Raw genomic sequence first — 14667 nt, 5'->3', positions numbered from 1 at the left:
GTCCCGGGGTCGGCGCAGCGCAGGCGCCGACCGCCCACAGCAGCACCGTGGTGCCGAGGATGCCTCGCGTTGCCGGTCCCACGGTGCACCTAGCCACGACTCGAGCAGGGCGGGTCGTACGGGATGTCGGCGGGGAGGTGTTCCTGCCACTGGACCTCCGAGATGCTCTCCGACGCAGCGCACAACTGGCCGAGCAACCGTGGGACGTCGACGTCCCAGATCTGCATGTCGCCGTCGGTGGCCGCCGCGAGCAGGGTCCCGTCGGGGCTGAACGAGACCGCCGCGCCGTTGTAGACCCCGCCGGCCTCCAGGGTGGTCATCGGCGCCAGCGCAGCGGTCCGCTCCGGGCGCGCCCACAGGCGCACGGCGTCCACGCCGGCGCTGGCGAGGACGCCGCCGTCGGGGCTCAGTGCCACACCGGTGATGGCACCGGTGTGGGCGGCGCGGGACCCGAGCCACCGAGGGTGTGCGGGCGACGTGATGTCCCACGCCGCGAGCGAACCGCGGATGCCTCCGGCGATCAGGACGCCGTTCCGATCGTCGACCACGACCGCCTGGAGGTCCTCGTCCGGCCTGGACACCCGTGAGAGGACCCGAGGGGAGCCGGGATCCCGGACGTCCCAGAGCGTGGCTCCGCCTTCCCCGTCGAGCGTCACGAGCGTGCTACCCGTGCCGGCGAAGGCGGCGCCGTGCGGCGCGGCACGGGTCCCGGGCAGCTGGGCGAGGGTCCGTGCGGAGCGGTCCTCGACCGACCACAGGGACACGGCGCCCAACTGGCCGCCCACCGCGAGCACTGCGCCGTCCGGACTGAAGACGGCAAGGTCCGCCGGCTCCGCCACGGTCGTCCCATCGCTGAGGGAGCGAGGCGCCGACGGGTCGGCGGCGTCCCACAGGACGACGGGAGCCCCGCTCGCGATGACCGGTGAGCCGGGCTGGTACGCGTACGCGGCGCCGCCACCGACGGCCAGGGTCGGGAGCGCGGCACCGGGGCGGGGGTACCGGGGGTCGTCGAGGAGCCACGAATGGGCGGGGAAGCCGGCGATGACGGAGTGCCCGTCGGGCGCCCAGGCGGGCACGGCCTGGCGGCCGCCGTCGATACGGCTCGTCGCGCCGGCACGGGTCGCTCCCTGCACCGGCCAGATCCGGATCACCGACCGGCTGGTGGCGCCGGTGTCGAGGGGCGGAGCCACGGGGTCGTCGCTCACGGCCACGAGCTGCCGGGACCGGGACCCGAAGGCGACCGCACGGATCCCGGCGCTGACTCCGCGCAGGCGCTCCCCGAGGACGGGCCGGGTGAGGTCCGCCAGGTCCCAGAGCTGGGCGACCCCGGAGGAGGTCCCGACCGCCAGGACCCTCCCGTCATCGGAGAAGGCGAGGCTGTCGACACCGAACGACTCGCCACTGACCGAGTGCCGCAGCACGGGGTGCATCGGATCGGCGATGTCCCAGAGTTCGACGTCCCCCACCGGGCCGGCGAGCGCCAGGGTCTGCCTGTCGGCGGTCACCGCCGCGTACGGACTGGACGCGAGCGGCGTCACGATCACCTCGACGGGGAGGGACGCCGTGTCCACGCCACTGCCCGTCACCCTGGTCGGCGACATCAGCGTGCCGTCGTCCAGCAGCACCACACCGTCGTTCCCGTCCCCGGCCGGCACGGTCGCCAGCTCGACCGGGTTGGTCGGGTCCGCGACGTCGTAGAGCGTCGTGGCCGTGGACGCGTGCACGGCGAGGACGTCACCGTCCGGCGCGTACGCCACGCGTTGCACGCGTGGATCGGGCACCCGGAGCTCGCCCAGCAGGTGCGCCTCGGCAGCGCTGGAGACGTCGAAGATGCCGACCCGGCCGGGTCCGATCGTGGCCGCCATCCCACTCCCGGCAGGGGCGAACGCGACGTCTCCTCCCTCGGGGACCGGGTCCCGCACGGTCGTCAGCAGGCGACCGCTGTCGGTGTCGTACAACCTCAACGCGCGGCCGGAGAGGACGGCGATCAGGGGGCGGGTGGCATGCACGGCCACCGCGGGCGCGTACCCCTCGACCATGAGCTCCCGGGACATGCGCGGTGAGCGGATGAGCGCCCCGACGGACTCCTCCGTGCTGGTGAGCCGGTGGGCCTCGAGGAGGAGCTGCCGGGCCAGCGACGGGCGTTCGTCCTCGATGCTCGCGCTCTGTGCGACCAGCTGGCGCGACGTCGCCGTGAAGCGCTCCTCGATCGCTACGTTCCTCCGGTCGACGGCCACGACGGTCGCGGCGATCGCCGTGGTGAGGAGCACGAGGAGTGTCGCGATGACCGCGGTGACCACCTGACGCGTCCGCCGGCTCCGCCTGAGGTGCTCCCCGACGACCCGGTCCTTCGGCACCTCCTGGATGGACGCGAGCAGCTGCGCCGCGGCGTCGGTCAGCCGGGGATCACGGCGGTCCACGTCCTCCAGTCCGGCCATCCACCGCAGGTCCACCCAGAGCGGCTCGTCCTCGAACGCCGACCGCCACGACCCGCGCAGGGCAGCCGGCGCGCCGGCCGAGGACGCCTGCGCCCCCTCTCCCCAGTCCATGTGGCCGTCGAGGACGGCGAGGTGCAGGTGGTCGGTGCCCCGGTGCCGCAGCCACCACGTGACCTCCTCGTCCACCCAGCGGGACTCCCGGGAGGCCGTGGACGTCAGCAGGACGAGAGCGCGTGAGCTCGCCAGCGCCGACTCGATCGCGGACCGCAGGGATCCGCTCCCGGCCAGCGTGGCGGTGTCGAGGAACACGCGTCTGCCCCGCGCCCGGTACCACGGTGTGGCGAACCGCTCCACGGCCTGCTTGAGCCGCTTCGCCGCGTCCGCGTCCGCGCGGCTGTAGGAGATGAACGCGTCGTACTCGAACCGGTCGTTGACCGGTCCGGCACGCCGGTCCTCGACCGGGCGGCTCCCGGGTGCCCTGCCGTCACGGGCGACGTCGACCACCGTGGCTCTCCCCCCGAAGCCCCACACCGGACGGGGCGTCCGCCGGGTCCACGCGCCGGGCGGCCGCACGCCCGGGAGGTGGTTGGTGCATCACCTCTGCCGACATGGGGCCTCGCCGTTCCAGGAGACCCGCGGAGGCTCTCCGGTGCCGACCGCGATCGCGTCCCACGGTGCCGCAGGAGCGTCACCGAACCGTCACGGGCGCAACGGGCTGGTCATGCGACGACGGTCGCCATCTCGACGAGCCGGCAGAGGGCGTTGACCTGACGCAGCTGCTCCGGCGTCCGGACGGCGGCGTCCAGCAGCTCCTCGCTCATCACCACGACGGCCAGCGCCTTGGCGCGGGACACCGCGACGTTGAGCCGGTGCAGGTCGTAGAGGAACGAGACGCCGCGCGGCGCGTCCTCGGCGCTGGTCGACGTCATCGAGTAGACGACGACCGGCGCCTCCTGCCCCTGGAACCTGTCCACGGTGCCGACCCGCGCGCCGTCCGGCAGCGCCCGCCGGATCAGCGCGACCTGGTTGTTGTACGGCGCGACGACGAGCACGTCATCCGGACCGATCGTGGACCGCTCCCCCGCCGCGTCGGTCCAGCCGACGCCCTGCAGCGAGTGCCACAGCTGCGCCACCGCAGCCGCCTCGTCCGGGGACGCCGCCATCGACGGCTGCACGTGCTCGACGAACCGGACGGCGAGCCCGCTGGCCCGGCCGTCCACCGCGATCCGCTCCCGGCCGGCCGCCGACTCCAGCCGCCCCTCATACGCAAGGTCGGACACGAACGCGGTCAGCGCCGGGTGCATCCGGTAGGTGCGGTCGAGGAAGACGCCGCGGTCCTCGGGCACGGTCGGGTGCCCGTCGAGCAGGTGCTCCAGCGCCGAGAGCCCCGACTCCCCCGGGTGCACGGCCTGCGTCGGCTGCGCCAGCTGCTGCGGGTCGCCGAGCAGCACGAGTGAGCGGGCCGACCGCGCCACCGCCACCGCGTTGGCCAGCGAGAACTGCCCCGCCTCGTCGATCACCAGGACGTCGACCGCCTCGGCCAGGTCCGGGCGAGCCCAGAACCACGACGTCCCGCCGACCAGCGACGCCGAGCCGTCGAGCAGCCGCGAGGCCACGTCGCCGGCGTCGCGGGACCACTCCACCCCGGGCGCCCCGCACGCCTGGGACTCCTCGCACTTCTGCAGCGCCGGCCGGCCGACGGCGCTGAGCACGTTGCCGATGACCGCGTGGGACTGCGCCGTGACCCCGACCTTCTTGCCGGCGTCGAGCAGCGCGCGGATCAGCCTGGACGCCGCCCGCGTCTTGCCGCTGCCGGGCGGCCCCTGGACGGCGAGCACCTCGCCGGTCAGGGACGACCCGAGCCGGACGACGGCGTCGCCGGCCTCCTCCCCCGGCAGCCGGCGGGTGTCCGCCGGGACCACGCGGTCGAGCAGCCGCTGCCCGAGACAGGACTGCCCCGCCAGGACGGCGTCCGCGGTGGCCGCGATCGCCGCGCGCAGCTGCTCGTCGTTCAAGGGCCCCTCCGGCCCCAGCCCGCGCGGGCCCACCGGCGCCCTGGTGCTCTTCACGACCACCCGCCCGGCGACCGCGTCGAGCTCGCGCACCTCGCCGATCCGCACCCGGCTGTCGACGTCGAAGGCGGGCTTGCCGACCGAGAGCTTGGCGTCCTGCGGCGGGAAGGTGAACTCGTAGAGCCTGCTGCGCTTCTCGGTGCCGACCTCGACCGCGGCGGACAGCCCGCCGAGCGCGGTGCGGTCCTCGACGAGCTGGTCGTCGTCCAGGTCGCCGCGGCTGAAGAACTCCCACCAGCCGGGCCGGGCCTCGCGGCGGTGCCACTGCACCAGGTCGCCGAGCAGGTCGTGCCCGCGGTCCTGCAGCTGCTCGACCAGCGCCAGCTCCGCGACCTCGGCGTCCGACCGCGGCGCCGGGACCGCGATCTCGGCCACCCCCGGGCGGGGCTGCGGACCGTGCAGCGCCACCAGCTCGGCCCGCTCGCTCTCCAGCCAGTCGTGCAGCTCGCGGGTGGAGTCGACGTCGTCCTTGTTGTAGTCCTCGATCGACCGCAGCCGGGCCGGGTCGCGGTCGATGAGCCACTTCTCGTACTCGACGACGCTGCTCATCGCGTCGGCGACGTCGCCGGTGTGCGCGCGCCCGTAGAACGCCTCGACCTTCTTGATCGAGTACGACTCCCTGCTGATCCGCATCGACTGGCGGACGACGGGATAGAGGTCGACGAACCGCTCGGCCCGCAGCAGCTGGTCCAGCTCGGCCTCGCGGACGCCGTACCGGCCGGTGAGCCGCTTGAGCGCGCTGACCTCGTAGGCGGCGTAGTGGTAGACGTGCATGCCGGGGTCGGCGCGCCAGGCGTCGACGATGCGGTCGACGAGGTCCTCGACCATGCGCCGCTCCTCGGCGGCGTCGTGCGCCCAGAGGGCGGTGAAGGCGCCTCCCCGGTTCCCCAGGCCGGCGAGGTACTCCAGCCCCTCGCCGTCGCCGGCGAGCGGGTCGCCCTCGAAGTCGAGGTAGAGGTCGCCGGGGCTGGGCTCGGGGAGGCGCAGGAGCCCTTGCGCGGTCTGCGGGGTCAGCAGCGTGCGGGTGGGGGCGCCGGCCGCGCGGCCGCGGAGCTGCTCGCGGGCCTGCTCGCGCAGCCGCTCACGGGTGCCCCGGCTGATGCCCGTGGTCCTGAGGACGTCGTCGGGTGCGTCGGCGAGCTGCTCGAGCGTGGCGATGCCGGCAGCGATGAGGGCGGCGCGCTGGTCGCGGCGCATGCCGGCGACGAGGCTGAGGTCGTCGCCGGTGCGCAACTCGGCCTCGCACCTCGGCGCCCAGGTGCACTGGTCGCAGTGGGCGACCGGGATCGGCGCGGTGGGCGCCGGGTGCTCGATGAAGCCCTCCAGCCGGGCGCGGGCGCGGCGGGCGTAGGCGGCGACGTCGACCAGCCGCCACGGCCGGGTCTCGCCGTCGCCGGTGACGACGCAGATGCGCTCGGGCTCACGGCCCTGGAGCGTGGCGAGCCGGTCGGCGTAGGTGGCCATCTGCAGCAGTGCGGGCACCTTGATGCGGCGGGCGAGCTTGGCGTCGGCGACCTCGTAGGACCAGTCGCCGAGGTCGGACGGCTGTCCCACGCGCAGGAGGAAGTCGGCCTGGCCGCCCCAGGTGCCGTCGAACAGCGTCGCCTGGTGGACGACGTCGACGCCGGCCCGCATCGCCTCGAGCGTGGCGGCCTCGTTCCTGAGGCCCTGCAGCCGGACGACCTCGAGCCCCTGCTCCTCCAGCGACTCCAGGTAGCGCAGTTCGTGCGCGATGCCGAGGTCGGCGACGAGCACCGTCTGGTCGCTGGCGCCCTCGGCCGGCGGGTCGAGCCGGCGCTCGGCGACCTGCAGGTTGAGCGCGGTGAGGTGGTGGCACTCCTGGTGCCGGGTGAGGTCACTCGGGCTGAGGACCAGCCGGCCGTCGACGCGGTACAACGTCCCCCCGTGGTGCTGAGTGCAGAGCCTCAGGGACCCTGCCACGGACGACGCCGTCCCGGGACCTCCCGCGCCGAGGAACCGCTCGCACGCGCACCACAGGTGGCGTCATCTCGTGATCGCGACCGGGCGCGTCCCGAACCCGCCTCGCGACCTGCACGTAGGGTCCCGGCGTCGCGCGGTAGCGGCCGCGCGCGCTGAGGTGGTGCGCCTACGGCTGCGGTGGGCCCACGAACTCCAGACGCACCGACTCGGACTCCGTCAGGATGACGACGGCGTCCTCTCCGGCGTTCCACCCCTTGGGCAGCAGGAAGTAGCGCTCCCCCGAGCGCAGCAGCAGTCGCAGTCCTGTGTAGCGGAAGAGGTACCGGTAGTTCTCGCCGGTGAGTTCCTGGACCTCGATGCCGGTGCCGGTCCCGCCGAGGCCGAGTCGCTGTCCGCTGTACACGGAGACGTCCGCCCTGAACGGGATCTCCTCCGTCAGTTGCTGGGCCGCTCTCTCACCGGCGCGGTCTGCGTAGGAGCCCAGGACCCAGAAGAGGCCTCCCACGATGAGTCCGGCCATGGCAACGAGTTGGGCTTCTCGCCAGATGTCCAGGTCACCACCGCGCTCCGACCCGAGCAGCACCGAATAGGCGAGGAGCGCCACGCCCACCGTGATGGACAGCGGGATCCCGGGTAGCGATGGAGGGAAGGACACCTCCTCGCTGGACCGAGCGACGGCGGCCGCGACGAGCAGCGCGAGTCCGGCAGAGCTCACCAGGCGCCGGACACCTCGCCGGTAGCGAGCGGGTCTGCCCTGGAGGAACCCGATCAGCCAGGCGTGGAGGTGGAGCGCGACGACCACCAGGAAGCCGAACACCATGATCGGCCAGTACGCGGCCCGGATGCTGCGCAGCGCGTAGTCCGCGGTGGTGAAGTCGACCAGCGACGTGTCCAGGCCGAAGTACTCGAGGTAGGCCTGCGTGCGCACCCAGCCGAAGTAGTAGGCGAGGGCGGTCACGGCGCCCAGCTGGCCGACCGCGAGGACGACCGCAGCGCGGAGTCGCTGCCCGACGGTCAGTGAGCTGCCCGCATGACCGGCCGCCGCGGCGGACGTCGCGCCTGCGCCGGAACCGGCCGCCTGCGGTCCTCCACCGGCAGCCGCCGAGACAGCTCCGTCACGTCTCGTGTCACCCATGTCAGCTTCCTGGCTGCCTGACCCCCCGGAACGGATGCCTCGTCCGACGTCCGCGGAGGGCGGTGGAGTGCTAGGAACCCGTGTCCTCCGGCTCCGTCGGCGGGGGTGGCTCGGTCGGCGGCGTCGGCGCAGGCGGCTCCGTCGGCTCCGTCGGCGGAGGCGGGGGCACCTCGGGCGCCGGCGGCTCCGTCGGCTCCGGCTCCGTCGGCTCGGTCGGGAACAAGCTGACCCGCGGCGGCAGGGGGTCGCCCCCAGGAGTCTCGGGCTCGATCGTCGGCGGCGGCTCGGGGTCGGGGATGTCGTTCCCCGACCCCGCACAGGCGGTCAGCGCCAGTGCGGGGACCAGCACAGCCTCGGCGCAGAGCCGAGTGCCCTTGCCCATGCTGTGTGCTACCACACCCGGTCACCGCTCGGTCGCCGATCGATCGCGCGCTGTCGGTGAGCCGTGGGTCCGGTGACAGCGAGGAGGGGTCGGCCCCGGCGTCGGAGGTCGGGACGCCGAGGGGTCACTGACCCGGGCACGGGCGGAGGCCGAGGGTCGACTGCCCGGCCGCCACGGGTGTGATCAGCTCCTGCAGGCGGGCGGTCTCGTCGGTCGGGAACCCGTCGGCCTGCCAATCCGGGAGCTGGTCGACGATCTGACGCGCGTACCCCTGCACCACCGGGGGTGGCGGCCCCTGCTGGACGTCGAGGCACGACGCGGTCCCGGCCGGCACGGGGGGCGCTGGGACCAGGCCGGTCATCGTGCGGAACAGGGCCAGCCGGCTCGCGGTGGCGTACCGGGGGTCGAGCGCCTCACCGCTGACCACGATGGACAGCACCTGCAGGGCCGACCGCTGGCGCACGCCCTCGTCCCCCGACAGGAGACCCTGCAGCCCCTCGCGCAGCAGCGGGCCGGCCGGTCCGGCAGCGTCCGGTCGCCCCGTCAGGTCCGCGATGAGGCCGTCCACCGTCTGCGGCGGGGCCGGCGCCGACTCCTCGACGGGAGAGGGTTCGGACGGGGACGCCGGCGTCGAGGTCGCACTGCCGGTCGGGGCCGCGCTCGTCGGGCGGTCGCCGTCCGCTGCTGCCAGGGCCACCACGCTGCTCACACCCAGGACCGCGGCGGCGGTGGCGATGGCCGCCTCCCAGCGGGTCCGCCGGCGGCGTGGGGCAGGAACCGCGCGATCGAGCTGCCGCACCCACCTGAGGGTACGGGGACGGGGGTGCGTCCGGGCGACCTCAGTGACGGTCCGGTGACCGCAGGGCTAGAACGCGTCTCCGGTCCGCCAGGCCATCTCCTGCAGGGTCAGGGTGTTGCCGTCGGGGTCGGTGAGCCAGGCGTACCTGACCCCGCCGCCGACGTCCACCACCTCCCCGACGTCGACGCCGCGTCCCAGGAGGTCGGCACGGGCCTGCTCGATGTCCGCGACCACCAGGTGCAGGCCCCTGATCGCGCCGGGCGTCATGTCGTCATAGGCCGGCAGGCCGGTGCCCATGCCGATCGAGCACGCCGAACCCGGCGGCGTCAGTTGCACCACCCGCACCCCGTCTGCGGGCCGCACGTCGACGTCCTCGACGAACCCTAGCCGTTCGACGTAGAAGGCCTTGGCACGGTCGACGTCGCCCACCGGGATCGGCACCAGTTCCAGCTTCATGTCCATCGACCTCTCCTTTCTCGCACGCGGCCGTCGCCCCGCTCGTGATGCGGCGCCGGTGGGACCGTGCCGCCTGCTGCATGAGACGTTCGTGCGCGGCGTGGGTCATCGGTGACAGCGCCTCGACTCGGGCGCGTGGCTGCCGTCGCAGCACAACGCCGGCACAGGCGCAGTGACCAGCGAGTCGGACGCCGGCCTCGCAGCCACTGGACGAGGGAGGAGATCCTGGGCGGGAGTCCGGCCGTGTCCGGTGGACGACCCGACGTCCCGCCCCCCGGCGCACCGGAGGGCTCAGCCGCCGAGGGCGCTGATCATGTTCATCACGGTGGCCACCTGCGGGCCGCGCTTGGTCGCGTAGTCGACGTCCCCGGGGCCGAGGTAGCCCCACCAGTCCCAGCACCCCTTGGGGTTGCCGAGCAAGGCGTCCGGGCGGGCCTGCGGGTAGAGGACGACGAAGCGGTTGGTGTCGGCGTAGGCGTTGAGGTTGGACCGGTCGACGAAGGTGCGGCCGATCTGCTCCGCGGTCTGCTGGCAGCCGTGCAGGGCCACCACGACCGTGCACCCGGCGTTCGGCCGGGTGCAGTCACGAGGCGTGTACAGGTAGCCGGTCGAGCCCATGCCGATCGCCGCGGCACCGGTGCGGGTGACGTCGCCGACGCCGGGGGACGGCGGGACCGCGTAGGGGTCCTGGGAGAACTCGGTGACCGTGCCGCGGGGCCTGCCGGTGTTCGGGGCCTGGACCGAGCCGAACATCACCCGCAGCGACTCGGCCTGCGCGTCGTAGGGCGAGCAGTCGTTGATGTAGGGCGCCCCGGTGGCGCCGCACGCGACCGGCCCGAGCGGGCTGACCCAGCCGTGGCCGGCCGCGATGGCCGACTGGTAGGCCAGCGGCGTCCCGTAGTGGCGGTAGTAGGCGGCCAGGTCGTCGGCGACCGGGCGCTCCACCGTCGGGTCCTGGGTGCCGTGGAAGAGCCAGGTCGGCATGGTGGCGAGGTTCGCCGTGGGGTCGATCTTCCCGTCGCGCTCGTACTCGGCGGTCTTGGCGTACTGCAGCGACAGGTCGCGCGGCAGGGTCGAGTCGGCGCAGGCGTAGAGCGCGACGGCGACGTTGCCCATGGCGCACCAGTAGGGGCCGGCGGCGACGACGGCCGCGCCGTCGAAGCGGCTGGAGTACGCCACCTGGAGCTGGGTGGCCATGAACCCGCCGGAGGAGATGCCGGTGACGTAGGTGCCGCTGAGCGCCAGCCGGGGCAGCGCGGTGGGTGCCGCACCGTGCGCGGCCTGGCCGACGGTCAGGCCGGCGACGGCGAGGACGAAGGCGGTCACCAGGACGACGATGCGCCGGTGCAGTCCTGCTCGCGGACGGGTCACGGTTCCTCCAGCTCTGCTCACCGGCCCGTGACGGTGCTCACAGCGGGTCGCGCTCAAACCCCCGGTCGGGACCTCCCGGGACCGCGGCACAGGCTCCTCGTGACCAAGCGCCCGACCACACGGGAGGCCAGCGCCTTCCCGGCACCCGAGCGGTGGCCGCGACCGTGGTCACCGCCGCAGGTTGATCACCACCAGCGGTCCCGTTCCGCGGCGCGCCGACCGCGGCCAGCGCGTCGCGTAGGTCTGCCGGGCAGATCGCCACTCCGGACCGTCGGGATCCACCACTCGTGCCGTGCCCTCGCGCAGTCGACCGGCAACGCGCACGGTCACCGGCCGCGGCGTGCGGAAGTTGCGCCACCAGGTGGAGTGCTGCCAGTGCTGAGGCCGCACCACGAGGTGGTCGCCGGCGCCGGCGTACTGCACCGGCAGCACGTACTGCCGCCCGGTACGCCGCCCGGTGTAGCGCAGTTCGATCGCGGAGCCGCTCAGCAGCCGGTGCGCGCGCGACCGCAACACGGCCAGCACGACGGCATTGCCCTGCGGCAACCTCATGCGCTTCCGGGCGCGGCGCGACCACTGCCCGCTCCGCTGGTCGAGAGCCGCGATCAGTCGGTGCGCTCCGGTGGTGTCCGGCTGCCTGGCCATGCTCTCCTCCTCAGCTGTCCGTCTTCCCTCGGCCGTATCCGCTCGCGGGCTCCGGTGCCCACCGCTACGCCCGGGCCGGGGAGTCATCGATGGTGCGGAACGGACGTGCGCTGCGGTCTCCTCGCTCGACGGAGGACGTCGCAGGCCCCGCGGATACCGGCACTCGGTCAGCGCCGAGGGGTACGGCTGAGCACGCCGTCCGCTGCGGTCCGACGACAGGAGCTCTCGGGTTCAGGAGGCGGGCGCGGCCCGCCACTGGGCCCGCCAGTCCGGAGGCTCCCACGCCTCTCCGATGTAGATGGTCTCGCAGGACACCTCGTCCCCGCGGAACTCGTAGATGGCGGGGCCGTAGTTCCACGGCCCACCGTCGTGACGAGCCCGGACCTCCACCACCCAGAAGTCGTCCCGGCCCCGTACGCGGAGGACCTCCAACTCGACCTCCGCCGGGTGGATGCGCCGCCACTCCCGGAAGTTCTCCACGCCCTCGAACCGCTCCCCGGACTGAGGGAACTCCAGGACGGCGTCCTCGTGGTAGATCTCGCTCGCCCTGTCCTCGTCGCCGGCCCCGCTGTAGCGGATGTAGTGCTCCAGCGTCGCGCGGACGGCCTTCTCGTCCATGGCCCCTGATGCTCCTCGGCGCCGGCTCGCGCGTCGACGGGCGCGGACGGGCGTGGCCGCCACCGGCCGGCTGCGCCGGACCGGCGCCTGACCCCTCGCCGCTGGACGCCCGCTCCGTGCGCCCATGGCGGGGCACTCCCGTTGCCCGGGACGTCCGCCCGCGGCCCCGGACGCACCTCGCCCACCGGGCAACCGGTGCCCGAGCGGGTCCCGCCGCAGGGCATCCGCCCCTACCCTCGTTGCCCGCCGAGTCCGTGCACCGGGCCGCCCACTCAGGTCGAGCGACCAGGGCCCGGGAAGCGTGGCCGGGAGGGGTGGACGACATGGAGCGGACCACAGGGACGGCGCTCCCGAGCCCTCGCCCGCCCCGCGCGACGGCTCCCACGGTCACCCCGGCGCGCGCTGCCGCTCCGGTCGCCGGGAGCCACACCGAGGAGGAGGTCACCGGCTACGAGCGGTCCCCGAGCGACGTCCTCCGCACTGTCGTGTTCGCCGTCCTCGCGCTGCTGCTCGTCGGCCTCGCCCGCTGGGCGCGTGACGAGTTCACCGCGCTGGACGAGGACCTCGTCGCGCGGTTGTCGTTCCTGACGCCGACGGTCGGCCGGATCCTGGCCGGCGCGGTGACCCTGCTGGTCCTCGCGTCGCTCGTCGGAGCCTGGGCGACCCCGCTGGTGACGCGCCGCTCCCGGCTGCTGGGGCACCTGCTGGTCAGCGGCGTCCTCGCGGTCCTGCTGCTGGTGGGGGCCGGGTGGTTGATCGACCGGGGGGACACCGACGCCCTGGTGGCCGAGGTCGCGCGGCGCGGCGGCGTCGACAGCACGCTGACCGTGGACGGCGTCGCGGTGATGGCGGCGTCGTTCACGGTCCTGGCGCCGTTCGTGTCCCGGCGATGGCGGCGCGCCGGGGCCCGCCTGCTGGCGCTGGTCGTCCTGCTGCGGCTGCTGGTGCCGATCGCGCACCCGGGCACGCTGGCGGTCGCGCTGGTCCTCGGCGCCCTGGCCGGCTCCGGGACGCTGCTGCTGCTCGGCCGCCCCAGCCTGCGGCCGACCTCCGGCGCGGTCGCCGCCGCGCTGACCGGCAGCGGCCTGCCGCCGGCCGAGCTGGAGCCGGCGGTGGTCGACGCCCGCGGCTCGGTGCCCTACGTCGCCACCCTGCAGGACGGCGACCGGGTGTTCACCAAGGTCATGGGCGCGGACAACCGCGCCGCGGACCTGCTGTTCCGCGCCTACCGCTTCCTCCGGCTCAAGGACGTCGGGGACGAACGACCGTTCTCCTCGCTGCGCCGGACCGTGGAGCACGAGGCGCTGGTGTCCCTGCTCGTCCGGGATGCCGGTGCGCGGACCCCCCGGCTGCGGGCCATCGCCCCCGTGGGCTCCGACTCCTTCCTGCTGTCCTACGACCTCGTCGACGGCAAGACCCTCGACCGGCTGCCGCCCGAGGCCGTCACCCCGCCGGTGCTGTCCGGGATCTGGGAGCAGGTCGCCGTCCTCCGCCGGCACTCCGTCGCCCACCGCGACCTCCGCCGCGCGAACATCCTGCTCGACAGCACGGGCACCCCGTGGCTCATCGACTTCGGGTTCAGCGAGGTCGCCGCCTCCCCCGCGCTCCTCGACGCGGACGTCGCCCAGCTCCTCGTCGCGCTGGCCCTGGACGTCGGCGTCGACCCGGCCGTCGACGCGGCGATCGACCGGCTGGGACCCGAGGCCGTGGCCGCCGCGCTCCCCCGGCTGCAGCCGAACAGCCTCAGCGGCGCCACGCGGGACGCGCTCAAGCACCGCAAGGACCTCGTCCCCCAGATCCGGGCTGCCGTGTGCCGGCGGAGCGGGGTCCCGGAGCCGAGGCTCGCGGACCTGGAGCGCATCCACCTCAAGACGGTGCTCACGATCGTCCTGCTGGCCGTCGCCACCTACCTCCTCGCGCCGCAGCTCGGCGACGTGGGCGGCATGGTCGCGCGGGTGCGGGACGCCGACTGGGTGTGGCTGCCGTGGATCCTGGCGGTGTCCGCGCTGACCTACGCGGGCGCCACGCTGAGCATCGTGGGTGCCGTCCCGGCCCGGCTGTGCCTGCCGACCACGTTCGTCGCCCAGCTCGCGTCCTCGTTCGCCAGCAAGCTGGCACCGGCCGGCGTCGGGGGGATGGCCCTGAACGTGCGGTACCTGCAGCGGAGCGGCGTCGACCTGCCGGTGGCCACGTCCGGGGTCGGCCTGAGCTACGCGGCCGGTTCGGTCGTGCACGTCTTCCTCATGGTGGTCTTCGCCGTCTGGGCCGGGCAGTCGGCCTTCGGCTCCCTCCGGCTGCCGCGCCCGGAGGTCGTGCTGTGGGGGGTGCTGGCGGTCCTCGGGCTGGCCGCCGCCGCGCTCGCCGTCCCCGCCGTGCGCCGGCTCGTGGTCGGGAAGGCGGTCCCGCTGCTGCGCCGGTCGGTGGACGGCGTCGGCTCCGCCCTGCGCCGCCCCGGGAAGCTGGCGCTGCTGCTGGGCGGCGCCGCCGTGATCACCCTCGGCTACCTGGTCTGCCTCTACCTCTCCACGCGCGCCTTCGGCGGGGGCCTGGACCTGGCGACCGTGGGCGCCATCTACCTGGCCGGAGCCGCCGTCGCGGCCGCCGCTCCCACGCCCGGCGGCCTCGGCGCGCTGGAGGCCGCGCTGATCGCCGGGCTGGTCGCCGCCGGGATGGACCACACGGTCGCCGTCCCGGCGGTCTTCCTCTACCGGCTCGCCACGTTCTGGCTGCCGATCCTGCCCGGCTGGGCCGCCTTCGCCTGGCTGCGGAGGTCCGACCACGTGTAGGAGGGACGACGATGGACGGCTCAG

General features: G+C 74.3%; 9 protein-coding genes. 1 reads left to right on the top strand and 8 read right to left on the bottom strand.

Features of this window, described 5'->3' with window-relative positions:
- Positions 1 to 89: 89 nt before the first annotated feature.
- The 8 genes from ACI78Z_RS08185 to ACI78Z_RS08150 form a co-directional block, all read right to left on the bottom strand.
- Positions 90 to 2942 (bottom strand): TIR domain-containing protein, encoded by a 2853-nt coding sequence (locus ACI78Z_RS08185; RefSeq protein WP_457036028.1) that lies wholly within the window; start codon positions 2940 to 2942, stop codon positions 90 to 92.
- Positions 2943 to 3157: 215 nt separating this feature from the next.
- Positions 3158 to 6406, bottom strand: coding sequence for a TM0106 family RecB-like putative nuclease (locus ACI78Z_RS08180; protein WP_457036027.1), 3249 nt, complete (start codon positions 6404 to 6406; stop codon positions 3158 to 3160).
- A 211-nt stretch (positions 6407 to 6617) separates the two neighbouring features.
- Positions 6618 to 7409, bottom strand: coding sequence for a hypothetical protein (locus ACI78Z_RS08175; RefSeq protein ID WP_457036026.1), 792 nt, complete (start codon positions 7407 to 7409; stop codon positions 6618 to 6620).
- 683 nt (positions 7410 to 8092) lie between these two features.
- On the bottom strand, positions 8093 to 8767 hold the full coding sequence (locus ACI78Z_RS08170; protein WP_457036025.1) for a hypothetical protein: 675 nt from the start codon (positions 8765 to 8767) through the stop codon (positions 8093 to 8095).
- A gap of 66 nt (positions 8768 to 8833) precedes the next feature.
- Positions 8834 to 9229 (bottom strand): VOC family protein, encoded by a 396-nt coding sequence (locus ACI78Z_RS08165; protein WP_457036024.1) that lies wholly within the window; start codon positions 9227 to 9229, stop codon positions 8834 to 8836.
- 285 nt (positions 9230 to 9514) lie between these two features.
- A complete protein-coding gene (locus tag ACI78Z_RS08160; RefSeq protein WP_457036023.1) occupies positions 9515 to 10594 on the bottom strand; it encodes an extracellular catalytic domain type 2 short-chain-length polyhydroxyalkanoate depolymerase in 1080 nt (359 codons plus the stop codon).
- A 168-nt stretch (positions 10595 to 10762) separates the two neighbouring features.
- On the bottom strand, positions 10763 to 11239 hold the full coding sequence (locus tag ACI78Z_RS08155; RefSeq protein WP_457036022.1) for a nitroreductase/quinone reductase family protein: 477 nt from the start codon (positions 11237 to 11239) through the stop codon (positions 10763 to 10765).
- Between the two features lie 231 nt (positions 11240 to 11470).
- Positions 11471 to 11857: a nuclear transport factor 2 family protein gene (locus tag ACI78Z_RS08150; RefSeq protein WP_457036021.1), complete on the bottom strand. Its 387-nt coding sequence runs from the start codon at positions 11855 to 11857 to the stop codon at positions 11471 to 11473.
- A gap of 323 nt (positions 11858 to 12180) precedes the next feature.
- Here ACI78Z_RS08150 and ACI78Z_RS08145 point away from each other — a divergent pair, with 323 nt between their 5' ends.
- Complete coding sequence (locus tag ACI78Z_RS08145; RefSeq protein WP_457036020.1) at positions 12181 to 14643, top strand: lysylphosphatidylglycerol synthase domain-containing protein; 2463 nt, start codon at positions 12181 to 12183, stop codon at positions 14641 to 14643.
- Positions 14644 to 14667: the final 24 nt, after the last annotated feature.

It is taken from the genome of Geodermatophilus sp. SYSU D01176, from assembly GCF_054050015.1.
The sequence above is the reverse complement of the archived record's forward strand: the minus strand, read 5'-3'. Positions and strand labels throughout refer to the sequence as shown.

Bases quoted from the DNA above. Each gene is read 5' to 3' on its own strand.
- ACI78Z_RS08165 (WP_457036024.1), bottom strand. From the start codon at position 9,229: ATGGACATGAAGCTGGAACTGGTGCCGATCCCGGTGGGCGACGTCGAC.
- ACI78Z_RS08155 (WP_457036022.1), bottom strand. From the start codon at position 11,239: ATGGCCAGGCAGCCGGACACCACCGGAGCGCACCGACTGATCGCGGCT.
- ACI78Z_RS08150 (WP_457036021.1), bottom strand. From the start codon at position 11,857: ATGGACGAGAAGGCCGTCCGCGCGACGCTGGAGCACTACATCCGCTAC.
- ACI78Z_RS08145 (WP_457036020.1), top strand. From the start codon at position 12,181: ATGGAGCGGACCACAGGGACGGCGCTCCCGAGCCCTCGCCCGCCCCGC.